We start from the raw sequence: 24,682 nt of genomic DNA, 5'->3' as shown, positions 1-24,682 counted from the left end.
CCAGTAATATCGAACATATAAAGAGAAAAGGACGTCTCATTTTTGGATCGGATGACACGTTCCTAAAAACAAAAGAGGAGCTACTAAAATGCTAACACTTGTAGTTGGCGGTTTTCTTGGAAGCGGAAAGACCACCACAATAATCAATACTGGTAAGTATCTCGTGGATAAGGGACTCAAAGTTGCTATTATCGTCAACGAGATCGGTGAGATCGGGATCGATGGTGACATCATCAACAAGTTCGGTTTTGATACAAAAGAGATCACGAACGGTTGTATCTGTTGTTCACTCAAGATGGGCCTACGCTCGACTGTGATAACACTTTTTAATTCTTACAATCCGGATGTCCTTATAATCGAACCTACCGGAATTGCATTTCCAAATGTGATCAAAAGAGAGGTAGAACTGATGGACCTGGGAGAAGGTGCAGAAATAGCACCTCTTGTAACCCTTATAGATGGCAGCAGGTTCAAACACCTGCTAAAAGAGATGAAACATTTCTCCACCCGCCAGATAGAGGATGCAGAGATCCTTGCCATTAATAAGATCGACCTTATGGACAACATCCAGATACCTATTATAGAAGAATCTGTACAGCAGCTCAACAAAAAAGCAAAAGTGATACGTATCTCTGCAAAGAATAGCGATGAAAAATTCTATAGTTTCATGGACATGATACTTCCTGAGTCAATACTTAATGGATCTCCGGATGCAAAAGTTCAGGAAATGAAACCGAAAGAGATGGGTAGGACATCCCTTCCTCCTGAAAATAGCATATCCCTTGTCAGCAAAAAAGATATGGGACTTATCAGGGACGAGCAGGAAATTGAAAACTCTATAGACGCATCAGGGGTTGCAACCTACGCTGTAGAATATAAGATCCGGGACAGAATGGATCTTGATAGAGCAAAGATGATAGCCAGGGATATCATGGCAAGCATAAAAGCAGAAGTAATGGAGCATAGTCCTGAGTTCATTGGTCATATCAAAATGTTCCTTGATTCTGATGCGGATACAGTGAAAATGAACGTCACAGCATACTTCGAAGATCCGCAATTAGAGCTGATCGAAACAGGAAAGAATGAAACTCCTAAATTAAAGATACTTTCAGCAATATCGAATATGGATAAAGAAGAGCTTGTGAAGATCGTAGATAACTTTGCAACAGACGTGTTCACTCGTTATGGGGTTGAGATAGAAAAAATTGATCCGCATCATGAACACGGACATTCACATCAGCATTAAGACGGTTGCTTACAATTTTAGCATGTTCCTGACAAATTTTTAGTTAAGGGGCAACCTCTTGTTGTATAATACGCAAATAATTTAACAAACGTATGTAATTCGAAAGGCAGACAAATGTAATGATAATAACTACAATAATATTAAAGCCCAACATAGAATTGGCTTTTAATATCGTTTTTCTTTTTCAAGGATACTTAATGATAGTTACAGTACCGGGGGAATAAGAATTTCCAAAGATATTATCAAAAATAAAGAGGTAGAAAATATGTCTCAGGATTCGGAAAAGAACTACCGTCTTATCTTTGAGAATTCACCTCTGGGAATTTTTCATTTTGACCAAAATGGGATGATAACTCATTGCAATGACAAATTCCTTGAAATTATATCTGCTTCAAGAAAAGATGTTATTGGCTTTAATATGGTGACTTCTATTCGAAATGAAAGGATGAAGGATGCCATCAAAGCGGTTCTTTCAAGAAAACCGGGTCATTTTGAAGGAAAATATTGCACTGTGATCAGTGGCGAACTTATTTTTGTAAAAGCTGATTACAACCCAAACATATCAGAAGAAGGCACTCTTCTGGGTGGTATCGGTATCTTTGAAGATATCAGTGAACGTAAGATGGCAGAAGAAGCGCTAAAGGGATCCGAAAAGAAGTACCGAATGATCTTTGAGAATTCACCAATGGGAATATTCCACTTTGATCAAAATGGGATGATCACACATTGTAATGAAAAGTTCCTTGAGATCATTGCTGTATCCAGAAAAGATATTATTGGCTTTAATATGGCAACTTCGATCCAGGATGAAAAAATGAAGAATGCTGTTAAAACAGTACTCTCTGGAAAGCCGGGTCATTATGAAAACATGTATCATTCTGTAATCAGTGGCAAAATAACGCCAATTAAAGCTGAATACAGCCCTAACATATCAGAAGATGGTGATCTTCTGGGTGGCATCGGCATCTTTGAAGATATCACAAGACGCAAAGAGGCTGAAGATGCCTGGAAGCTTGATGAGTATCGTCTCGAAACACTTTTGCAACTTAATCAGATGACCGATAGGTCAATTCAGGAGATCGTAGACTTTGCCCGTGAAGAAGCTGTCAGGCTTACTCAAAGCAAAGTTGGTTATATCGCATTCGTAAATGAAGATGAGGCCGTTCTCACAATGCATTCATGGTCCAAAACTGCTATGCAGGAATGCAAAATAAGGGATAGGCCTATAGTTTATACCCTGAAAAGCACCGGACTTTGGGGAGAAGCGCTGAGGCAGCGAAAACCCATTATTACAAATGATTACAATGCTCCAAGCCCCTTAAAGAAAGGATTTCCAAAAGACCATGTGAAACTAACACGCCACATGAACATCCCCGTGTTTGATGGTGAAAAGATAGTTGCATTAGCAGGCGTAGGGAACAAAGATGAAGAATATAATGAATCCGACGTTCGCCAACTGACGTTACTTATGGAAGGTATGTGGAGAATTATCCAGAGAAACCAATCCAAAGAGGCACTTCAAAAATATGCAAATGAACTTTCAAAGGTGAATAAAGAACTGGAAAAGGCAAACGAGGATCTCAAATCCCTTGATGTGATGAAGAATGAGTTCTTATCCAACATAAGCCACGAACTTAAAACACCGCTTGTTTCCATCAAGGGTTATGGAGAACTCGTTTTTGATGGAACCCTGGGATCACTCAATGAACAGCAAAAAAAGGCAGTCAATACAGTTTTGAGAAATTCTGAACGGCTCAGACGCCTGATAGAATCGTTATTGTTCATCAGCGGACTGGAATCCAGGGCTATCCAATATAATATCGAGAAGGTCTGGATTGCAGAGATCATAGATAATGTAGTAAATGACGTAAATTTGCAAATTAAAGAGAAATATTTGAAAATTGAAAAATGTGTACCTGATAATTTAGCTTTGATAGATGGAGATAAAACCAGACTTTCCGATATGTTGACCAACCTTATTGATAATGCAATAAAGTTTACCCCTTCAGGAGGCATGATTGTCCTGAAGGCATATGAAGAGGAAAAGTACCTGCATATCGAGGTAGAAGATACCGGAATTGGAATACCTCAAGAACTAATACCAAACCTATTCCAGAGATTTTACCAGATCGATGCCTCGATCAAACGCAAATATGGCGGAACAGGTGTGGGGCTTTATATTTGCAAGAGCATCGTTGAAGCCCATAAAGGAGATATATGGATCGAAAGTGAAGAAGGGAAAGGTACCACAGTTCACATCAGATTACGCCGGTAAAAATAAGTTTCACATTTTTTCATCTCTCTAGAACAAATCATGTTCATCATTTTTTAGTCTTCCACCTAACTCTGTTTTGTGTCAGACATCCATGCAATAATTGGATGAAATTGTTTCTAGTCTATCAGAGATTCTACATCAGAGAGCTTGTTACCAGGATTTTCAAGATGCTTGCCCCTTCTTTAAAAGCTAAGTTGTTAAGGATATAATACAAAATAATTACAATAGGTTACAAATATTGCTTCTGTTGGAGAGGTTTATCAGAATAATCTTCCTTTAAATTTAATTTTAAATCTAATTTTAAATTTAAATTATCCCGACACCAACAAAGGTCAGTTTTGATTCCATCGGAGGATGATGCCATCCTTCCGGTGAAACATGCTTTTCTGTTACCGTCACATTGACGTTGCTTTCCCTGATGCCACATTCACTCATATAGCTGAAGGTAAGCGACCTGCCACGGTCATTAGCAAAAGATAATGCCTGCACATATGTGTCGAACTTCAGTCTTCCATCGGGAGAGAATACAAAAAAATCCCTTTCAGGGTTGTTCAATGATACCGGTTTTATCATGATCTCGAACCTTTTGATACCTTTCCCGAAAAGTGCCCCAGCTGCATTACCAACTTCAGCATGGTCGGGAACGAGTATGTCAGCATTAATAAAGGACCTGATCTCGTCTTTATAGGCAATTACAGGACCTCCAAGCAGTACCACCGGAACTTCTACGTCGAACTTTGCCTTGAACTTCCCATCAACGATTTTTTCAATACCTGAGCGTTCAACCCCCGGCAAGATGTAAGACATCAGCTCAAGTGCCATATTCCGAGCAAATCTTTTTTTAAGGAAAGCTGAAAGTTCATATTTGCCGGTATTGTTCAACTTTGCAATGACATCTGCACCCAGTTTCGATGCCTCTGAGTTCCACTCATTATACTCGCCCAATACATGCAGCACATCGGTTGGTGTAAAACCGATCGCCTGAACAAGTCTTTTCTTTATAAGAGAACTCAATACAAAGGACGATGGTGGTTTTTTCAAGCTGCCGGACATTTCATCAAATGAAACGGGATCATCACCGATCACCGACAGGACCATCTCCTCGTTCTCTGTCAGATCAACGATCTCATGGCCGTTCCTCACAAAGAATTTGGTCGGCTGGATATTTTCGTCAAAAAGCCGGCGTGAAGGAACCACTATTCTCTTTAGTTTTTCGAGAAAGCCCTTATACTTAACCGCAGCAAGACATAACGGTTCTACTCTTCTGGGACCTATGTAAACGTTCTTGTCCTTAGTCCAGATATGGCTGTCACCGCCCATTGCAGATGTTTCCATATGGATTGCCTTGACCTTTGTCTGCCAGCCACCAACAACTGCACCTGCTTCACTAAGATCCGGAACATTTTCGCAAATCATTGAAACATCAGTACTTGTTCCACCAACATCTATGACAGCACAGGTGCCAATACCGGATAGATAGGACGCACCTATCAGACTTGCAGCCGGACCTGAGAATATTGTTTCAATGGGTTTTTCCAGTGCATCCCGGATGCCAACCACGGAACCATCACATTTGAGCATGATAAGCCTTGCATCCATCTGTCTTCTTTTCATCTCTGTGATTATGGCGTTTATGAAATGTTTTCCAACAGGAAGCAACTGTGCGTTCAGATAAGCTGTAACCGACCTTTCATAGGCACCAATATCCTGCGAAAGTTCATGACCACATACCACTGGTTTACCTGTCAGTTTTTTGATCAGTTCCTTTACCCGGAGCTCATGCTCGGGATTACGTATGCTGAAATGTGAAGATACAGCAAAAGCTGACACATTGTCCTGGACCCTCTGGACGAAGTTTGTCACTGCATCGATATCCAGAGGTGCCATCTCTTCCCCCATATGATCATGACCGCCTGACACAAAAATGATGTTATTTGTCGGGAAATCCTTTTCGATATTGTGGTCACCTGCAAGAATAAGGCCGACAGGATAACCGGTATCTTCAAGAACGGTATTTGTTGCAAGTGTTGTGGAAAGCGATACAAGTTTTACTTTTTTCAGGTATTCCTGATCGATACCATCAATTGCATTCTTTATTCCTTCGATAAGATCCGGATATGTTGTCAGTGCCTTGTTGGAAGTTACAACTGACCTGTCAGAATCCCTCACAAGGATCGCATCCGTATATGTTCCGCCTGCATCAATACCCAAACTATATTGCATTGGTTATCACCGTTCTTTCCTGACGTTATAATTGGGCAGCTACCGGCCCAATTGAAATCGTAAATTCTAATTAGTTATAGGGCTCGATATAGACAAATACGTCTGATACCCCTCTAAAACTCCTCTTAAGATCGTTTTCAATGCGTGCCACCAATCTTTGTGAATCCCTGATATGCATATCAGACATAACCTTCACATGCAGATCAACAAAAAGGCTCTGCGAAACACCATGTGCACGCACCCTGTAGCAATCTTCCACGCCATCGATTGAATTCACGATCCTGCATACAGCATTTTCATCGAGCATGCATGCATCACATAATGTATTACTTGATTCTACAATGATGGATGCACACTCTTTGAAGAGAAATGCCACGATCAGAAATACGACCAGGAGTTCTGCCAGTGGATAGATCGTCCCTGATATTAGTATACCGGCAACAATGATCGATAGCAGAAGGTCTGTTTCTATAAGAGATGTGTTGAACATATCATTTTTTGCCGGAGATATATCTTCTTTTTTGATCTTCAGTATCAAAATATCCAGTATAATTGTAAAAAGTACTGTTCCAAATACAAACGGGTAATATCCGGAATAACCATCTGAAGACGCGGTCGTAATTAATGTTTTAAGAATTTCAAGACCAAACAGAACGAACATTAAAGCAACAAAAAAAGTGATCAATGAACCATATTTTTTATAGCCATATGGATGATCAGACTCAGCAAAATGTGAAACTACTTGTGGACCGAATATTCTTGCAGATCCTATTATACAGACGAAAAGTGAATAATATCCTATTGATCCAATTGCAGAGAGGTCGGCATACATTCCCATAGCTATCTTTAGTATTGCCATTGCCAGGTAAAATATAAAAACTACAAATGATATTCCTTTTAATGTAGCTATTGCCCACATTTCGACCCCTTCATTTTTGAGATCAAGTAACAACCGATCAGATGATCGGCTGGAAACTTGATAGTATCTATTTTGCACCGTGATTCAGAGAGGTGCAACTGTCTTACCAAACACGGAATTCGCTACAAGTGCAAGTGAAGTGTACATTGCACAAAGACCAAGTAATAAGGTCATGTAACCTGCAATTACGCCAACTCCCATCCCAAAGTTTGCTGCTGCATTCAGGAAGAATGTCAGGGTGAGTGTGATGAATACCACAATTATTGCCTTGATTCCGATCTTAAATGTAACAAGCAATAACACAAGGGAAACTATACCCCATATCAGAAGGTAGAAACCAACGGATGCTGCACTGGCTGAACCGAGAACTCCTTCTGCAATTCCAGTAGCCATTAGTATGAACGCAAAGGAGAACCAGAACAGGCCAAAGGCTGAGAATGCTGTTGCTCCGAAAACATCGCCTTTCTTCCAACCTTCAATACCTGCAAATACCTGTGCAAATCCACCAAGGAAAATGGACATTGATACTACCATAGTAGCATCTGCAAAGAATCCTGATCCCATCAGGCCAAGCATTGTAGCAGCAAGACCAAGTCCCATGAATCCGAGTGGTGCATGATCTGATGTTTTATCGATTATGTGAAATTCATTCTCAGGCTTACATAAAATACAGTTCTCTGGTGTCTCTTCATTATTTGTCAAATATGATCACTTCCGGTTTTATTGTAATAATGGGTGTTGTAAACTACTAATTAGTAATATATATTCAAACAGTTCTAAATTGTAATATATAATCGAGCACACTATTGCTCATTGAAAAATAAAAATAACGATTTAAGGAGATAAAGGAGTTTGTAAATTCCTGGGTATCGCCTCCTATCTATTCATTTACTTTAGGGAAAGAATATTACCGTAGTTAGTTAAGGGGTTTTAAAATGTCTGTAATACAAAAGTGATTTTTCAAGGTGATGAAAGTAGCCCCGAATAATCCGGGGCTACTGTCCACGTCTGGAAAACCGTTTTGGAAATCTGCTTAGAGACCGTAGTTCTCAGGCAGGAATACCTTAACTTCTTCCTTGTACTTGGCCATACAGTCACTCATGAAGGTGTCCTGGTCATCTGTAAGTGCAGACAGTGCATCCTTTGCATCTGCAAGTGCACCCTTCTCGAACCTTGTGAGTTCAAGTTTACCAGCCATTCCTTCTTCCATGATCTCTACAGATTTGAGTGCAGCATTCTTTGCACGGAGGTAGATATCGTTTCCGTCCTTGACAATTGCCTCACCAACGCGGTATGCATTGTCATATGCAAGCACATAGCCCTGTGGATCCCTGTATTTGTCGGAAAGTGTGAACAGGTCTCTGAGATCCTTTGCTTTTCCTGTTGCAGTTGCTGTGTTCATCAAAGCACAGTCATATGCGAGGGATTCTGACCAGCACTGTACGGATGTACCACCAAACTCAGCGTGGTATTCGACAGACTCGTTTGACCAGAGGTCACAGCATTGCATGACAAGATTACCCATGACATCAGAGTGTGCACAGGTTGAGCTCTTACCTTCCTGTGCAATTGGAACACCGGCAATTGATTTTATGATCGTGTTCTCATATCCACAGTCCTTGCCCGGACCTACAGCTCCTGCCTCGTATGCTGCGAGTGACCTTGGTGCTGAGATTGCCCTTGCGATGATAGCAAGTGTGTGAGCAAGGTTCTTGTCGAGCAGACCGCCACCAATGAACATTGCAGTGTTTGCTTCGGAACAATCAGTATCACCAGCTGCAACGACGTTGTTCTTCTTTGCGACACTGGCGATCTCCTGCCAGATGAAGTCCATATCCATGGTACCAAGGCAGCCAATTGCGTAGAGCATACCAGGAACATCGTTCCTCAGGATAGCATAGTCGAATACTTCCTTACCACCCATTGTCTCAATGGAGAGCAGGTCAGCACCATTTGATGCTACTTCTTCGAAGGATTCCATAAGAGTGTTGAATTTGTCACCTCTGAGCTCAAGGAAGTCACGGTCTTCACGGATGTCACCAGGTGTGTGCCTTAATGCACATTTGATGCCGTATTCGTCGTGGAACTCTTCCATGATCTCCTTCTGTGCGTGTGCGACCTCTCCTCCCCATGTTGGGTTGTTGGTCATCTGTTCAACGTGTTCTGTCTCAAGTACTACAGATGGGAAACCTACCTGGACCATACGGTTCATGATATCTGTGGTGATCCTCTGGTATTCCTTGACGAGTTTCTCCTTTGATGCACCTGCTTCAGGTCTTGGAGCATAGTTCACTTCAGGGGATGTATATCCGCCACCGATCTCAAGGCCAAGTCCTGCCTTTACAGGGAACTTTGATTTACCGAAGATCATTTCATCTGCATTGCCATATGCCATCTTTGTGTATCTGTTTATTGCCATTTTTCTCACCCCTTTAGTGTTTATGGAATTCCTCTTTCAGTGCGCTAATACTTGCACCGGCCACGATCTTATCTGCCATCTTTGGTGCGTCAGCAGCTTCTTCACCGTAGACACCTAGGTCATAGGTAGTTACAAAGTCCTGGTTGACTGCTCCGCCGCCACAGGCGAATGGGACCTTAAGACCTGCTTCAAGAAGCCTGTCGTTGACAGCCTTGAAAGCGTACATTGTTGTTGTCATCAGTGCAGTACCTGTAAGCATGATCGGTTTCTCAGCTTTGACAGCCTCGATAACTTCATCCACAGGAACGTCACGTCCAAGGTCAACTACTTCGTATCCGTTTGCTCTGAGAAGAGCAGCAACGATGGTCTTTCCAATGTCGTGTACATCTCCTTCTGCTACATGGCATACTACTTTGCCCTTTGAAACAGGTGCTTCGTCAGACTGTCCCTTACAGAACTCAATACCATCGAGCATTGCATCTGCGGACATCATGACGTTTGGAAGGAAAATTATGCCCTGGTCGTACAGATCTGTGACAACCTTCATACCTACCATGAGAGCATCGTCGATCAATGCAATTGGGTTCTTGCCTGCATCGATTGCCTTCTCGAGACCTTCGACAACGTCGTCTTCCTCGCCTTCAAAGATCGCTTCTGCAATTGATCTGAATAACTCATCCTTTGGATAGAGTTCAGCTGCAGCGTCTTCAGGCGTCATTGCCTTTTCCATTTTTACATTGTACCTTACCAGAATTTCACTGGGGTCTACATCGAAACTGGTCATGTTTTACTTCCTTTGTTCTTTTTTATATATTGAAACGATCATTCTATAGTTAGAAGATCGTTTTCGATCCAATCCATAAGATTCCATCCTGAAATCCTAATAAAACGTCTGGTATTTCAATATATAAACGTTTCTATTTTATGGTTTTAATATATAAAGATATCTAATTTGACCAATTATCTTCAAGACTATATTCTTAAAAATAAAAGTGCTTATTGATAGTGAAAATCTGGTGAAATATAAACATTAGTGAAAACAATAGTCTAATTTAGTAGAGATATTCTTATATAAAATAAATGCCAGGCACTTTGAGTAAACTAATATAAAAACATATCTCACAAAGTAAGATCGAATTGAAAACGTTACATGTAATAAAAAAAGTCAATTGATTCCGATAATATAATTTAATTAAAGGAAATCCGGGAAATCTATATTTAATGTTGTAGAAATCTATATATAATAAAATACATATTCATTTTTTATCAACAGAAATGAAAAACACTATCAAAAGATAGAATAAACGAAAAGACAAAAAAATATAGGTCCATTCATTTTGGAAAAATTTCTAAAGAATGGTGTAACCTCTAAATATTGTATCAAGCATATAATAATGTAGATTTTTCAAAAATAATTATGGCAATCAAAACGCTTAAATAATACTATTCTGGGCAGCACATGCATTGACGAACAGATGATCCTGAATAGCATGAAACTAACCTTGTACCGCAATTAAAATAAGAATAATAGTACTCAAATTAAAAATAGAAAAGTGAAAAATGAGAAGTTATCTTCTCAATAACCATAGTTTTCAGGCCTGAATTCAGGCATTTCAGACTTAAATTTATCCATCTGCGCTTCAATGAAAACATCCTTTTCATCGGTAAGGGAATTAAGTACCTTGCTTACCTTTGCCAGAGATACTTTCTCAAATTTGGAAAGTTCTAACTGTCCTTTTGACCCTTTCTCAATAATATCACAGGCTTCAATTGCAGCGTTCCTGGCACGTAAATAGATATCATTACCATCTTTTACGATAACTTCCCCGAGCCTGTACGCATTATCAAATGCGAGCATGAAGGACTGAGGATCACGATATCGGTCCGAAGCCATTAGCACATCCCGGAATACTTTTTCATAACCAGCTTCAATAGCTGTATTCAGCATTGAGCAATCATAGGATAATGTTTCGCCCCAACACTGGACACTTGTACCGCCAAATTCACCGTGATATTCTACGGACTCATTGGACCAGAGATCACAGCACTGCATAACAAGATTACCCATAAGATCCGAATGAGCACAGGTGGAAGCTTTTCCTTCCTGTGAAATGGGAACTCCGGTTATAGCCTTGATTATTGTGTTCTCATAACCACAATCCTTTCCCGGGCCAACAGCTCCTGCCTCGTATGCTGCAAGTGATCTCGGTGCAGAGATAGCCCTTGCCACTATAGCCATTGTATGGGCAAGTTTCCTGTCAAGGAGACCTCCTGCAATGAACATAGCAGTATTAGCCTGGGAACAATCAGTATCTCCTGCAGCAATTACATTGTGTTTCTTTGCGATGCTGCTGATCTCGGACCAGATAAATTCAACATCAAGAGTTCCAAGAATTCCGATCGAAAATAAAATTCCCGGTATATCGTTATGCAGGATAGCAGTGTCAAAAACGCTCTTTCCTCCAAGTGACTCGATCGAAAGCATATCCGCACCGTTGGATGCTACCTGCTCGAAGGATTCCATAAGGACATTATAAGGGTCTCCCCGCAGGTCAAGACTCTCACGACCTCCGCGGATATCGGCAAGAGTATTGCGCAATGCGCATTTGATACCATATTCGTCGTAATATTCTTCCATGATGGTCTTCTGGGCATGTGCAATCTCTGCCCCCCATCCCGGATTAGTGGTCATCTGAAGCACATGTTCGGTCTCAAGCACTACGGAAGGAAAACCTACCTGAACCATCCTTTGAAGGATATCAGTTGTGATCTTCTCATATTCTGCGACCAGTTTCTCTTTTGACTCTCCTGATGAAGGCCGGGGTGCATAATTCACCTCTGCAGAAGTATAACCGGCTCCGATCTCGAGATCAAAACCCGTTTTTACAGGATAGAGGGAATGTCCGAAGACCATATCCTCAAAATCATCGTATGCCATTTTTGTATAACGTTTAATATCCATAACGTAACCACCATCAATGTTTGTGGAACTCCTTCCTGAGGCGTTCAACATCAAATCCTTTCAGTATAGCATCTGCGATCTTCGGAACGTCTGCTGCTTCCTCACAGTAGAGGCCAAGATCGTACTGGGAAATAAAATCCTGTGTAACTGCTCCCCCTCCACATACCACCGGAACGTTAATATCACTATCAAGAAGACGGGAGTTTACATCCTTAAATGCAGACATTGTAGTTGTCATAAGGGCAGTCCCGGTAAGCATGATCGGATTTTCCCTTTTCACAGCAGCAATGACCTCCTCAACGGGAACATCTTTTCCAAGATCAATGACCTCATAGCCTTTTGCCCTGAGAAGCACTGTTACGATCTTCTTGCCGATATCATGTATGTCACCTTCCACAACATAGGAAACGATCTTGCCCCTGTATTCGTGTTCTTCACCGGAGCGTTCCTTACAGAACTCAATTCCTTCGATCATTGCCTGGGCTGATATGATAACGTCAGGAAGATAGAGCATATTACCATCATAAAGTGTTGAAACGATATCCATTCCCATCATAAGTCCATCATTTATCAGGTGCAAAGGATCCTTGCCCTTATCTATCGCATTCTGAAGACTTTCCACAACTTCATCTTCGTCACCTTCAAAAACAGCTCTTGCAACTTCACGTATAACTTCATCTGTCGGGAATAGCTCCTCTGCAACTTCTTCAGGAGTCATTTCCTTTTCTACTTTCAGATTATATCGCACTAATGTATGTTGAGGATTTATGTCGATCATAAATTATTCCTTCATAAATATCAATGGTCTATGTTCCATCTCATAATAATTAACAAATATAAGTTAATAAATCATAATGTTAAATCATATAATATATTTAATGGATTATATCTTAAATTTGCAACTCCTTAACCCACTAGATATCAGGTCCTGTTCACCTCACGACAGGCAGCTATTAATGCTCCCTGTTTTTTCCATCTGCCTTTTGTCAATCTCGTCTCAACAGAAATTACCATTCCAGTGCTGGTCAGCAAAGGAAGTGTGAATACAACACCTTTACCTGAAGCTGCATTATTAAAGTAAGTTGCTACATCAAGCACTTTATTGTGCGGATGCATTTTTATGAAGTTCATGCCGGTTATTTCCTCTTTTGAATAACCAAGCTTTTTCGTCACGCTTTCATTTGTATAGAGAACGCAACCTTCCTGATCAAGAACAAATATGAGGTCTTCAATGCTGTCCAGAAGTAATTTCAGATCGTTCTGGTTCTTCTGGAGATCAACCTCGGTTTCGATACGGCCTATTATAGACCCTATCTGTGCAGCAATGGTCTCCACTGATGCATGAACATCATAAGGTATATCGTACTCGACATGGGATGCAAGGAAAAGAACTGCTACGATCTCCTCTCTGTATTTTACAGGAACAACTGCAGTAGCAAGAATTCCTTCATCCACACGATTATCATGGCGTGTCTGTGGGAATATCTCTGAATAAAGTTTATAGAGCGGATAACCCATAAGGAATAACCTGCTTTGTATAGTATCAGGACTATAGTGAGAATTGTTCTTCACAAAATCTTCAGAGAATCCATTATGCGATACAAGGTTCAGGTCGCCATTATTCTTATCAAGGATATAAAGGGCTCCACAATCAAGACCCTCGATGTGTAAAGAGAACTCCAGAAGCTGGTCAAAGGTTTCCTGAATGTCCCCTGAAGGGGTGAACAGGTTGCCTACCTCCGATTCAATATTAAGGAACTGGTTGATCCTTTTACGCTCTGTGATGTCCAGGATGATACCCTGAATATGGGCAAGGTTACCCTCCTCGTCATATTGCGGAGTTGACCTTTCCACCACCCAGCGTACATCACCGGATTTTGTTATAATACGATACTCGATGTTATATTCTGATGCACCTTCCGAATTCTTCCTGGTAAAATATGCCTGTACCCTCTCCAAATCAGATGGGTGGATAATGTCACTATAATTCAGCTTTCCGGAAATGAATTCTTCCGTTGAATAACCAAACTTTTCGATGTTCTCAGAAACGAACTCTACAGGCCAATCAGATTGGGATCCCCAGAAGAAAACAACGGCAGGGCTGGTCTTTATTACAGCCTGCAGAACCTTCTGGACCTCAAGGGATCCAAGTAATTCCTGCTCTTTTTCTTTCTGTTCTGTAATATCATGGATGATAGCCATTACAGAAAGTTTTCCATCGTGCTCAATGCGAGAAGCTGTTATTTCAACCGGAACGTACCTTCCATTCTTACCCAGGAGAAAAACTTCAGATTTACGATTGACACTCTTTTTCTTTTCAAGTATCTTTAAAAATATCTTCTCCATCATTCTTCTGTATTCAGGTGCAAGATACCTGGAAAATTTTGTCCCCTTTACTTTATCAGCAGATATTCCCACAATATTGCAGAACATTGGATTTGTGAAAAGAAGCATGTCATCCAGAATTATGATGATACCATCATTTCCTTTTTCAACAAGGGTTGAATACTTTTCCTCAGAAGTCCGAAGTGCTTCATTCGCTTCCTTTTGAATTATCAGTTTCCACATGGACTGTATAAGTAGTTTCAAATTATGCGTGTCAAGGTAATTGTATGCCGTATCCTTGCTACCGACACCCAGCACAAATTTGATGGAACCATTATCATGAAGCGGGATCTCCAGAAGACTGTTCGATCTCTTTGATCCATCAGGCTTATTGTCACGATCTTCCAGAATGTTAGAAAACAGGGGTTCCCCTGTTGAAATACGTTCTTTAATATTCTTTTTCAGATTCGAAGAAAAATCATTAATATCTTCAGTAAATGCATACTGACCCTTTTCATCTTTGAAAAGGTATAAAAACATATCAGGCATTCCATCGTCCCCTAACCTGATAAGATAACCGTTACTGCTTTGTGTAAGATCAAGAGCTGATCGAAGGGCAAATCTGATAATGCTGGAGACATCAGCATCTGACATCTGACTGAGTTCAAGAAGCTTTGTCAAACGGGTCTCATTCTGCTGAAGGGACTCTTCTCCCATTTTATGTAGGGTTATATCATCAAAGATGGCCATGCCGCCCTGAGGAAAACCATCTACTATCAATGAACTTAGGTTCAAACGCAGTATCACAGATTCGTTGTGCCTTGTAAGCTGGGTCTCAGCTGCAAAGTTATTGGACCTTCCTTTAAGAATATCGCTAAGACCTTCCCTTACGTTATCATTCTGCAGGAGATCAAATAAACTCTGCCCTATCATACTTTCATGGAGACGCTCGAAAAATTCATCAAATATTTCATTGGAGTTAGTGATGATGCCTTCCTGATCAAAGCGTACAATTCCCATTGGGGATTTCTCAAAGATGAGGCGAAAATTCTTCTCAGTATCAAGGAGGGCTTCTTTTGCCTTTCTTTTTTCGCGGATGTCACTAATAGTTATGATCACTCCGTTTTCTCCGGCATAGTCACTACGGGAAGCAGTTATTTCCACAGGTATGTTTTCTTTATCTTTTGAAAATATGTTTATTTCATATTTTTTAGGATCATTCTTCTTGCTGGATGTCCATTTTTTGATCTTTATCGAGATCATACGATGATATTCAGTAGGAAGATGGGAAAAGAGATCTGAACCTATGATATCTTCTTTTGCCAGTCCTCTCAGTTCACAGAATTTCGTGTTAGCATACTTAACAACATCATTCTGAACAACAATGATCCCCTCTGTTCCCTTTTCAACGAGAGAAGAATATTTCTCTTCAGATGATATCAGCTCTTCTGCTTTTTTCAGTTCAGTTATATCTTCAAGCGATGCAAGTAGCAGACATCCGTCATCCGGGGACAAAGATATTTGACTTGCATTCAACGAAATAGAACGTGTACCAATGTTGCTAAAATCATATGTGAATTCCAGATCCCTGATGGGTTCCCCTTCCGCACAAATATTGCTTAAATTACTAAAAAGCTCAGGAGAATCTTGTCTGAACTGGTCAAACTTTCCTGCATTTTTACCAATTATATCCTCAGGCCTGACCTTAAACAGATCATAGAAAGAATCGTTCGCATAGATCACCTTTAGATCGTTACCAAGTATTAATATCGATTCTTTTAGTGAACCAAGGATAGATTCGAAATAACAATTTGCATGACCGGAATTAGGGAAACTGACCATTTCCATCATAAAACCATAAGCAGATCCAATTGCCCCATCAGAAGCAACTGTGAGATCATTGAGTACCTTTACATTTGCTACAGAGCCATCCTTTGCCAGTATCCTGTAATCCTGGAAAAAAGATGTGACTCCCTCAGTTTTACGATGATCTTCTATCTCGGAGACCACACGTCTCAGGTCATGGGGGTGGACAAGATCGGAATATGAGAATTTTTCATCCCTACATTCTTCAACAGCATATCCGAAAAGTGATATGTTATCAGAAACATCCAGGATCTTCCAGTTATTTCCAATGTCCCAGGAAAAAAAGACAGATGCTTCGCTATCGAATTCGGGCATGCTGCCCAGTATTGATATAATAGACTCCTTTTCAGCAGGTTTTAAACTTCTGTGTACTCTGGAACTGTATATATTATACATCTCCCGTTTTGCACGTTTTTTTAAGTTGTCAGTTATCTTACTTTACACATTTTTTAGCTATTAATCTGAAGATGACATATTTATTGCTTTTGATTTTGTCAGATATTTGATATAACAATAGCAATATTCCTCCAATAAGTTATAACTTCCACAGTTTTATTAAAGACATTCCTCTTAAACGAAAGGATTATCTTAAATTAAGGAATAATTGAAATTGCTCACATCTAATGATCTATAGTAGCTTCCTTCGATCCAATCCTTTACTTTTAGATCAATATCCAGTACTGAGTGCCTTTTAGGTGTGAGCTTACATCTTGATCCATTAGTTTTACCAGGGCTTATCCCATCACTTTGAGCTTGTTCCAGTCAAGCACATCCTCTGGACATACATGAATGCACTTCTGGCAATGCGCCCCATCGCAGAGATCCGTCCGTATACTGACATTGCGATTCTCCTCTTTTAGGGCATCATTTGGACATATATCCATACATTGGTGGCAATCGATGCAACCTTCAACCTCCATCTTAAGAGAAGTTCCAACCTGTTCGAGAACGTGCAACCCCTCATCCCCAAGGTCAGGAATATCCTTCAACACACGTTTTTCAACATTCGGGGTCGTCTTTACTACATCAATTGTGGGCAGCCCTTTTTTCCTGAGAAACTTTTTCAGGCCCTTGAATGGCATTCCTTCGTTCCAGTAGGAAAGTTCCAGGATATAAGCTTCTTTAAAAGCTTCATCAGTTGCGAACATTACGTGAGTACCAACGATCTCCCTGGCAATCTTCTGGAGTTCCCATAGCCGATCTTCCGAGAGCAGGATCTCCTTTGCAACTATCAGGGATGTGTTGCCTATCTGGCAGACATTTGAAACATTGTAAGGGATCATACCGATACGATGCGCCTTCAATGCATCCATATATGTGCCTGCAGCACCGGACATGTAGGCTATCTGCACATCTTCCATAGATATGCCTGCAGCATTACACAGCGTTACATGGCCTGCACGTATGGCACCAATAGCTCTTCCTGCTTCTGCAAGGTCTTTTTCTGTGAATTTCACATTATCCTGAAGGTGGATTATTTTATCACTTGTGTTGATATTTGGCAACTGGATGAGCCCGTTGTCCATAGCTTCATCAATAAGTGCTATCACTCCGGTTCCGGTGATTCCGGATGCTTTTATGGAACCGTCTTCAACAACATCTCCGGTCTTATAATTTACAAGAGAACCCCGGATAGTGTTCATTTCCTCGTCAAGGACAAAGTTTCTCAGGTTACCATTATTGAACTCAATATCTGAGATCACAAAAGGACGTGCAATACTTCCGTCTTCGATCTCCTGTCCTTCAAGTGCAGGCCCCGCTGCTGCAGAACCTGTATAGATAATATTCCCTACTTTAAGGGCCATTTCAGCATTGGTCCCATAATCTGTGGCAATCGAGATTTCATCCGAGTTCAACATTCCTGATTTAACGATCAATGCAAGGGCATCAGCACCGACTTCGTGTTTGATGGCAGGTGGGATAACGACCTTGCAATCAAGATCCTCAAGTCCTTTGATCTGTATGCTGTCAACAATTGAAGCATCGCGCTCTTGCTCCTGAATGTTCATCAATTGTTTTTTTCTTTCACCTGCATATGCAAGATCATCAATAGGAATTCCCTGGAAAAGTGATAGTTGTATGGGGTTACCACAAATGGCTATCCTGTCCACGGTGCCATTCTCAGGCTCAAGCTCATTGACAATATGCCTGAAAGCACTGATAACCAGCCCATGTGCCTTGTCCTGTCCATAGGTCATAGCAAAATCCAGGTGATCCATTACATTTGCACCTGGGAGAGGATTCCTCATAGTAATTACAGTCCTCTTTATTTCACCATTGTCCAGATCCACTTTCTGTGCCCTGAAACCACTTGTTCCAAGGTCTATTGCAATTCCCGTTCGCATAATCATGACTCCCTGTCCGATCGACCTCGATCGTATGATTTGAAATTAAAATTGAAATTGAGACTTATAAAGTTCAAAAATAAGTTAAGGTCCTGATCTTCAGGGCCTTTAACTTAAGGAACATTGTTCAAGCAAAGAACTCATCCCTTGCTTCAACAAGGGCTTTGACATTCTCCACAGGTGTATTTGGTGCAATACCACATCCGGGGGATAATACAGCAACACCATCTTCCAGTGCTCTTTTTGAGTCTTCCTTGACCTTTGCCACATCACCTGAAAGCAATGTGAAAGGACTGGATACATTGCCTACAATAACTGCCCTGTCACCTGCTGTTGCAATAGCACCTTTAAGATCTTCGACCTTCTCTTCGATACTAAGTCCTTCGAACTTGCAGTCTGCCATCATGTCAAGGATAGGGGTGACATTACCACAGACGTGTAATACCATCGGGCATTTTACAGCTTCTGCAAATCTTGCAAGTCTTGGCTTGAGAACTGTGTCGAATGTGGACGGGTTCATCAGGTCAGGGGATGCTACAGGATCAGGTACACAGATAACATCTGCACCTGCATCTGCTAATGCGTTTGCGTATTCGATGCATGCATCGGTTGCAAAGTCAAGGATGGTCTCAAAGTCATCTGGTTTCTTAATCGACCATTTCATGAACTTCTTAACACTTGCAAGATCAGATGCAAGGGTTACAGGACCTTCCATGCCCGCAACCAGGGGGATATCATCTCCGACCTTTTCTCTTATGATCTTTGTTGCTTCAAGGACAGCAGGGATCCTTCCATTAGCCAGCAGGTCTGCAGGCATCTCAAGGTTGTCTACACCTTTTGGATATGGGTGATCAGTAACAGATGGCTGCCGGTTCTTTGTTCCCATGTTGACTTCACAGCCCATTGCCTCTGCAAGGACGGTAAGGCAGTATGGGTACCTTACAGCTTCCAAACCACCGATCTCATGTGATGCGATCGCAAGAGTTGCCATCTTTTCAGGATCTGAGTGGGCTTCCGGCCACGCAGCACCAGTCTGGTCCATGAGTTCTACAATAGCAGTTTGTGTTACAGATACTACCGGAGTTCTGTCAACTGGTTCTTTAGCTAATGCTTTTAATAGTCTTTCTTTAGGGTTTAGATCGGTCATATATAACACTCCAATATAGTTTATGATCTGGTCAGACCAGATATGGCAAATATTATTTCAAACTCGCAAATTGGGTAGATTTATCCAAAATAAAATCAGATTTTGTATTATATAAACATTTGTTTTTGTGAAATTTAATATATAATATTTTCTATAGGAGGTATATTTAATATTAATTATTATCTAAAAATATAAAGTCTATTGATATTGATTTTTTCAAATAAACATAGGATGATAAAAAAATGACTATATTGTTAGCCACATCTCTTATATATTATAATTGGAAATCTGTGGTAGCAATATACTATAAAATCAAATCGATTCAATTGAGTATATTTTTTGCTTTCTCAAATACTAGTGGGGAAAAAAGCACTTCAATAGACACTATAAGTAAATAATTTAATTTCAGTATTTGATAATATATAATATCTTATAGATTAAGCTATATACTATGTATTAGAAAACAAACATAATTAGCAGGTATAAGTTGCAAATAACAAGAAAAAATAAAAAAATAAAATCAGAAATTAAAAAACAGTACTTATTTTATTCTGAACAAATATTGTCCACAGGATGAAAAACGGGCAAATATCAAACAATATTTATAGAGTTGTGAAGATCATTCTAATAATTTGCTTTATAGTTTCTTCCAGTGCGCTCCCTGCCGGCGCCCTCACCAAAATAGACGTTAATTCGATCAGTACACCAAACGGAGCAGTCATTTTAATTATCGATGGACTTGGTTCATCCTACATCTATCCTGAAATCACCTCTTATGCACTCGATGGGACGATCATTGGGAAACCAGTTGCCAGGAATCTTTCCGTTATATCAGATAAAGGATTGCGAGTGCTTAATGTGATAACGCCTTCAACGGAAGGTGAGAATGGACATTCAGTGATCGTAACAGGTAATTCCGGAGCAACTCCTGCAATGGTTGCCTATTCCGATGCAACGATCTATGACATTGCACACAAAAATGGATACCAGAATTTTGCTATTCTTGAAAAAGGAGATATACCGGAAATAATTGCAGAACAGGATATATGCATACGCGATGTTACGACATCCATCAATGATCCGCAGATGGAAATTATTGCAAATTCCCCAGGTCGGAGCGAACATGACGATATGCAAGCGTCCCTAATAGAAATACTGGAAATAAATGCAAAATTAGCACCGGATTATATTGAAAAGTATCCCGAAGGTAGCATTGAGCGTTATTATGCCTACAATCGCTGGGCCATGGACAGCACGATAGAGATCATCGACCTGATGAATGAAAAGTATCCTGAACAGAAGTTCATCCTTACTGTCAACGTAGGTGCAGTAGATACAGCAGGACTCTATCGCAGGAGTGAAGGTTATACTGATACCATCAAAGATCTTGATATTATGATAGGTGAATTGTATGAACTAACAAAAGAAAATGATCTTGCACTTATACTTACATCAGACCACGGCATGGCATTCCAGTCTGCAGATGGAAGAGGGGGAAGCAAATCGGATCAGTATGCCAGCCAACCTGAAGTTCTCAGGATACCTTTCATTATAACATCAAAGAACCTGAACAATGAAGTTCTTGAGGGGGAGTTCGGACAGCAGGATATTGCACCTACTATACTTAGCGTGCTTGACCTGCCTGATGAAATGCGTTTTACGAACGGCAGATCCCTTGCTTCAAAAGATCATGTCAATTTTAAAGTGTTACTGCCTGAAAAAGGCAATGTTACGATATGCAGGGGCAATGAAACAATCGCAGATGCAACCGGAGATGATTCATATGTCTTCTATGGACTTGAAAAGGACAGGCAATATGATATCAAAGTGAAAACTACAGGAGATCCGGAGACTATAATGGAAAGAACAGTATTTTCAGACACCGATCGGGTCATCCGTTTCGATCCAACACCGGATATTTCGAAAGGAACCGAAGACTCTGGGCAGAAAGATATACGTCGTACGATCGGTTCGGTCCTGATAGTACTGATAAACCTGACCGGATTGGGAATTATCTTCAGGCTCCTTAAAAGATGACAGTTGGTAACACAAACTATTTTTATAAAGCAGTCCCATTCTAACCGATGATCGTTGGCGTACTTGGACCTGCAGGGTCCTACTCAGATAAAGCTGCAAAAGGCTGGATGAAAAAACAGGGCATCGACGGAAAAGCATCCCTGTTATACTATGATGATATTACCGATACATTTTCCGCGGTTATCGAAGGTAGGACCGATATCGGGATCGTTCCTATTGAGAATTCTATCGAAGGTTCAGTGGGCATAACGCTTGATCTTTTGCTTGAAAGTGATGTTACTATAATAGGAGAGGTCGTTGTACCGATCGAACACTGCCTGCTATCCAAAGGGAATATCTCCGACATCAGGATCATACTTTCACATCCACAGGCACTTGCACAGTGCAGGCAGTTCATAAGGACACATTTCAAGGATGTGGAGATACGCACAACAGGAAGCACATCACATGCTGCCAAACTTGCCAACGAGTTTGAAGAAATGGCAGCCATTGCATCAAAGGAATCAGCAGAAGCCTACGGTCTTAACATACTGATGCCAAATATTCAGGACCGGGAACAGAACCACACTCGTTTTATTGCCATCCGGAAAATTGACGGGGAAATGGATGAAAGCAATATCAATGAAACTGATGTCTATAAGACATCCGTAATAGCCGATATCGGGAATGACAGGGCTGGTTCCCTTTATGAGATCCTCGGTGAATTCGCAAAGAGGGACATAAATCTTACAAGGATCGAGTCAAGACCATCCAAACGCTCGCTCGGTGACTACCTTTTCTACATAGATCTGGAAGGAAGCGCATCCGATGCAGTTATAAAAGATGCTCTCTATCATATTGATTCCAAAGTGTCCATGCTAAAGGTTCTTGGCTCATATAAGGGCTATCTTCTGGACAAATAAACACATATTTTTATATAAAGGGATAAATAGTGGTCATAGTAATCTTAGAAAACCATCATTAAGGGATCTGTACTTATGGATATTGATGCATTTATTAAAAAACAGGAGTCTGCTGCTAATAAATACAAGCGTATCTATAAGATACTTGATTTTTCCATTATCACATTAATATTGTTCACTCTGCTGAAGATACTGAAGATCGACCAGGTGCTTTTTAAATTCAGGACCTTCGAGTTATACGCAGATTCAACATACGGTCCTTCTGATGCCATCTCGGCCGGGATCTTGTTCCTTGCATTAATATCCATCTTCATTGCAGTCCTGCTCACGTTTGCTATACACTTCAGGGACAGGAAGATACAGATAGTACCACTTATCGAAGAAAAGTTCCCTTCACTGAACGAGAGGTTACGAACTGCAAACGATAACAAGAATCTCCATAACATCATTGTTGACGAGCTCATGGACAATGTCCTCAAGATCGCTTCAAAGGTAAACTCTTCCGAGCTTCTCGAAAAGAAGAGGTTCAAGGCAAGCATGGCACTTCTTGTTGTCTCTCTTGCAATCTTCAGTTTCGTTATCTTTACCGACTACCAGTCAGACGTTGACCCCGGTGAACTTGCAGGTCTGATCGAAGACATAGCATCCGTAGTCGGCAAAGAGAATGCAACATCTCCTGACGAGATATTTGTACTGGAGGATGACGGAGACGGGAACGGCGGTGATGAAGATCTTATGGGTGAGCCGGCTGTAATAGTGGTTGAAGGAGAAGAGGTAGATCTCTCACTTCCTCCGGGAGCAGGAACAGGTTTTACAGCAGGTGAAGAAGGTGAGGAGCTGCCACCTGATTTTGTGAGCTCGTCCGCCTATGAGGTTGGACTTATCTCATCCCCTGCCTATTATGAGCAACTCCCTGAAGGGTATGAGAGTATTATAAAGGAATACTTTGAAGAGATGGCTAAGAACTAAATATATCACATTAACATATTCGATCGATTGCATACCAAGGAGAACATTAAATGAATTCCAATGACGCCGGATCCGGTGAACTTGAACAGGTCTACAGAGGTGCTGGAGATGCCTTTGCAGCACTTTTCAATGAGATATCAAAGGTCATAGTCGGACAGAAAGAGACAGTTGAACAGATCATCATTGCGATCCTGTGCAACGGCCACGCACTGATGGAGAGCAATCCCGGACTTGGAAAAACACTGACAGTATCTACTATATCCAGGACAATGGACCTTGATTTCAGCAGGATTCAGTGTACTCCGGACCTTATGCCTGCAGATATAACAGGTACACATATCATAGAGGAAAGAGGCGGAAGCAAGGAATTCAAATTCGAGCCAGGTCCCATCTTTTCAAATATCGTCCTTGCAGATGAGATTAACCGTGCTTCTCCAAAGACCCAGTCAGCATTGCTTGAAGCTATGCAGGAAAAGCAGGTTACCGTTGGAAATGATACGTTCCTGCTTGACAAACCGTTCTTCTTACTTGCAACTCAGAACCCTATTGAGATGGAAGGTACTTTCCCTCTTCCGGAGGCACAGCTTGACAGGTTCCTTTTGAAGGTCCTGCTGGACTATCCGTCCTTCGAGGAAGAAAAAGAGATCGTAAGACGCTACACGCAGTATGATGAACCACATGTCAGGAAGGTACTTGACAAGAAAATGGTACTACAGTTACAGCGCCTAACAAGGGATATGCCAATTGCTGATGATCTGAAAGAAAGGGCGATAAAGATCGTGATGGCAACCCGCAAATGGACCGACTTTATCGAATATGGTGCATCACCAAGGGCATCCATCGGTCTGATACTTGCAGCAAAGGCACGTGCATTGGTAAACAGCAGGAACTTTGTCAGCAACGAGGATATCGAGGCCATGACATATCCGATCTTAAGGCACAGGATCCTCCTGACCTTCGAGTCTGAAAGGCGTGGGATCACACCGGATCAGGTCATTAAGGAAATACTGTCAAAGGTCAAATGACATCCCGATAAATGTAGTAAGT

At 41.0% G+C, this 24,682-nt stretch carries 16 protein-coding genes; 6 read left to right on the top strand and 10 right to left on the bottom strand.

Going from position 1 to position 24,682, the window contains the following annotated elements; all coding sequences use genetic code 11:
- The first annotated feature begins 88 nt into the window (after positions 1-88).
- A complete protein-coding gene (locus E7X57_RS07605; protein WP_135612275.1) occupies positions 89-1,246 on the top strand; it encodes a GTP-binding protein in 1,158 nt (385 codons plus the stop codon).
- Positions 1,247-1,511: 265 nt separating this feature from the next.
- Entirely contained in the window at positions 1,512-3,521 is a 2,010-nt protein-coding gene (locus tag E7X57_RS07600; RefSeq protein ID WP_135612273.1) for a PAS domain S-box protein, read from the top strand.
- Positions 3,522-3,827: 306 nt separating this feature from the next.
- Here E7X57_RS07600 and E7X57_RS07595 read toward each other — a convergent pair whose 3' ends face one another.
- The 10 genes from E7X57_RS07595 to mtaA form a co-directional block, all read right to left on the bottom strand.
- Positions 3,828-5,744 carry a hydantoinase/oxoprolinase N-terminal domain-containing protein gene (locus tag E7X57_RS07595; RefSeq protein ID WP_135612271.1) on the bottom strand — a complete coding sequence of 639 codons (1,917 nt, stop codon included), beginning with the start codon at positions 5,742-5,744 and terminating at the stop codon, positions 3,828-3,830.
- A 70-nt stretch (positions 5,745-5,814) separates the two neighbouring features.
- Entirely contained in the window at positions 5,815-6,663 is an 849-nt protein-coding gene (locus tag E7X57_RS07590) for a cation diffusion facilitator family transporter (protein WP_135612268.1), read from the bottom strand.
- Between the two features lie 84 nt (positions 6,664-6,747).
- The gene (locus tag E7X57_RS07585) at positions 6,748-7,365 is read right to left on the bottom strand and encodes an acetate uptake transporter (protein ID WP_135612267.1); all 618 of its coding nucleotides are present in this window, start codon (positions 7,363-7,365) and stop codon (positions 6,748-6,750) included.
- Positions 7,366-7,696: 331 nt separating this feature from the next.
- The gene (mtaB, locus tag E7X57_RS07580) at positions 7,697-9,082 is read right to left on the bottom strand and encodes a methanol--corrinoid protein co-methyltransferase MtaB (RefSeq protein ID WP_135612265.1); all 1,386 of its coding nucleotides are present in this window, start codon (positions 9,080-9,082) and stop codon (positions 7,697-7,699) included.
- Between the two features lie 13 nt (positions 9,083-9,095).
- A complete protein-coding gene (mtaC, locus tag E7X57_RS07575; protein WP_135612263.1) occupies positions 9,096-9,866 on the bottom strand; it encodes a methanol--corrinoid protein MtaC in 771 nt (256 codons plus the stop codon).
- A 792-nt stretch (positions 9,867-10,658) separates the two neighbouring features.
- Positions 10,659-12,044 carry a methanol--corrinoid protein co-methyltransferase MtaB gene (gene mtaB, locus E7X57_RS07570; RefSeq protein WP_135612260.1) on the bottom strand — a complete coding sequence of 462 codons (1,386 nt, stop codon included), beginning with the start codon at positions 12,042-12,044 and terminating at the stop codon, positions 10,659-10,661.
- A 13-nt stretch (positions 12,045-12,057) separates the two neighbouring features.
- The gene (gene mtaC / locus E7X57_RS07565) at positions 12,058-12,822 is read right to left on the bottom strand and encodes a methanol--corrinoid protein MtaC (protein WP_135612258.1); all 765 of its coding nucleotides are present in this window, start codon (positions 12,820-12,822) and stop codon (positions 12,058-12,060) included.
- A 143-nt stretch (positions 12,823-12,965) separates the two neighbouring features.
- Positions 12,966-16,631 carry a PAS domain S-box protein gene (locus E7X57_RS07560; RefSeq protein ID WP_135612256.1) on the bottom strand — a complete coding sequence of 1,222 codons (3,666 nt, stop codon included), beginning with the start codon at positions 16,629-16,631 and terminating at the stop codon, positions 12,966-12,968.
- A 338-nt stretch (positions 16,632-16,969) separates the two neighbouring features.
- Positions 16,970-18,580, bottom strand: coding sequence for a methylamine methyltransferase corrinoid protein reductive activase (locus E7X57_RS07555; protein WP_135612254.1), 1,611 nt, complete (start codon positions 18,578-18,580; stop codon positions 16,970-16,972).
- A 127-nt stretch (positions 18,581-18,707) separates the two neighbouring features.
- A complete protein-coding gene (gene mtaA / locus E7X57_RS07550) occupies positions 18,708-19,727 on the bottom strand; it encodes a methylcobamide:CoM methyltransferase MtaA (protein ID WP_135612252.1) in 1,020 nt (339 codons plus the stop codon).
- Positions 19,728-20,339: 612 nt separating this feature from the next.
- On the opposite strand from mtaA, the gene E7X57_RS07545 reads away from it, so the two are divergent.
- From E7X57_RS07545 to E7X57_RS07530, 4 genes are all read left to right on the top strand, one after another.
- Positions 20,340-21,764 carry a sulfatase-like hydrolase/transferase gene (locus tag E7X57_RS07545; protein ID WP_167880935.1) on the top strand — a complete coding sequence of 475 codons (1,425 nt, stop codon included), beginning with the start codon at positions 20,340-20,342 and terminating at the stop codon, positions 21,762-21,764.
- Positions 21,765-21,811: 47 nt separating this feature from the next.
- Positions 21,812-22,666: a prephenate dehydratase gene (pheA, locus tag E7X57_RS07540; protein WP_135612248.1), complete on the top strand. Its 855-nt coding sequence runs from the start codon at positions 21,812-21,814 to the stop codon at positions 22,664-22,666.
- A 75-nt stretch (positions 22,667-22,741) separates the two neighbouring features.
- Positions 22,742-23,635: a hypothetical protein gene (locus E7X57_RS07535; RefSeq protein WP_135612246.1), complete on the top strand. Its 894-nt coding sequence runs from the start codon at positions 22,742-22,744 to the stop codon at positions 23,633-23,635.
- Between the two features lie 50 nt (positions 23,636-23,685).
- Positions 23,686-24,660: a MoxR family ATPase gene (locus E7X57_RS07530; RefSeq protein WP_135612244.1), complete on the top strand. Its 975-nt coding sequence runs from the start codon at positions 23,686-23,688 to the stop codon at positions 24,658-24,660.
- The last annotated feature ends 22 nt before the right edge of the window (positions 24,661-24,682 follow it).

Source organism: Methanococcoides sp. AM1 (genome assembly GCF_900774055.1).
Classification (GTDB): domain Archaea; phylum Halobacteriota; class Methanosarcinia; order Methanosarcinales; family Methanosarcinaceae; genus Methanococcoides.
This window is presented reverse-complemented; position numbering and strand designations above follow the sequence as displayed.

Bases quoted from the DNA above. Each gene is read 5' to 3' on its own strand.
- pheA (WP_135612248.1), top strand. From the start codon at position 21,812: ATGATCGTTGGCGTACTTGGACCTGCAGGGTCCTACTCAGATAAAGCT.
- mtaC (WP_135612258.1), bottom strand. From the start codon at position 12,822: ATGATCGACATAAATCCTCAACATACATTAGTGCGATATAATCTGAAA.
- E7X57_RS07560 (WP_135612256.1), bottom strand. From the start codon at position 16,631: ATGTATAATATATACAGTTCCAGAGTACACAGAAGTTTAAAACCTGCT.
- E7X57_RS07530 (WP_135612244.1), top strand. From the start codon at position 23,686: ATGAATTCCAATGACGCCGGATCCGGTGAACTTGAACAGGTCTACAGA.
- mtaB (WP_135612260.1), bottom strand. From the start codon at position 12,044: ATGGATATTAAACGTTATACAAAAATGGCATACGATGATTTTGAGGAT.
- E7X57_RS07535 (WP_135612246.1), top strand. From the start codon at position 22,742: ATGGATATTGATGCATTTATTAAAAAACAGGAGTCTGCTGCTAATAAA.
- mtaB (WP_135612265.1), bottom strand. From the start codon at position 9,082: ATGGCAATAAACAGATACACAAAGATGGCATATGGCAATGCAGATGAA.
- E7X57_RS07555 (WP_135612254.1), bottom strand. From the start codon at position 18,580: ATGCGAACGGGAATTGCAATAGACCTTGGAACAAGTGGTTTCAGGGCA.
- E7X57_RS07590 (WP_135612268.1), bottom strand. From the start codon at position 6,663: ATGTGGGCAATAGCTACATTAAAAGGAATATCATTTGTAGTTTTTATA.
- E7X57_RS07600 (WP_135612273.1), top strand. From the start codon at position 1,512: ATGTCTCAGGATTCGGAAAAGAACTACCGTCTTATCTTTGAGAATTCA.
- E7X57_RS07595 (WP_135612271.1), bottom strand. From the start codon at position 5,744: ATGCAATATAGTTTGGGTATTGATGCAGGCGGAACATATACGGATGCG.
- E7X57_RS07605 (WP_135612275.1), top strand. From the start codon at position 89: ATGCTAACACTTGTAGTTGGCGGTTTTCTTGGAAGCGGAAAGACCACC.
- mtaC (WP_135612263.1), bottom strand. From the start codon at position 9,866: ATGACCAGTTTCGATGTAGACCCCAGTGAAATTCTGGTAAGGTACAAT.
- mtaA (WP_135612252.1), bottom strand. From the start codon at position 19,727: ATGACCGATCTAAACCCTAAAGAAAGACTATTAAAAGCATTAGCTAAA.